Genomic DNA, 459 nt, shown 5'->3' on the forward strand with positions numbered 1-459 from the left:
ATATACGCCTGGATCAGCACGAATTTGATGAAGAAGTTGACGTAGAAATCGCCAAATGCCGACAGGATGAAGGCGAGGGAGATGCTGGCCAGCCAGTATGCACAAGCCGGAAACAGGTGTCGCTGGTGGTTCATCAGCGTCGGTGCGCGCAGGAAGGCGAGCGTGCAGAGCAGGAAATACGCGGCAAAGGTTGCGCGCACGCTGAAGGCGTTGAGCGAGAAAAACACCACGCTGGCGGAAAAGAGCAAGGTCGACATGCATGCGCCCGATCGGAGACTGCGGATTCACTGCGTGCAGGCGGTTCCGGCACCGCGCGGCGAGAAGCCGTGCCGCGCGGGCAAGGTGCCTGGCGGGCAGGGCTGGCTTGCGCGCCGACGCGAAAGCGGAAACGCTTCGTCGCTTTCGAGGAAGCGGTTCCGAGGACCGAGGATAGTGGCCCGAAAGTCCGGGCGAGGGGCG

1 pseudogene is annotated in these 459 nt (G+C 62.5%); it reads right to left on the reverse strand.

What is annotated here, in order from left to right:
• Nucleotides 1–257: pseudogene (locus HWX25_RS33025) on the reverse strand (hypothetical protein); the annotation flags it as partial.
• Nucleotides 258–459: the final 202 nt, after the last annotated feature.

This window comes from Burkholderia sp. BCC1640, from assembly GCF_902833125.1.
Taxonomy (GTDB): domain Bacteria; phylum Pseudomonadota; class Gammaproteobacteria; order Burkholderiales; family Burkholderiaceae; genus Burkholderia; species Burkholderia diffusa.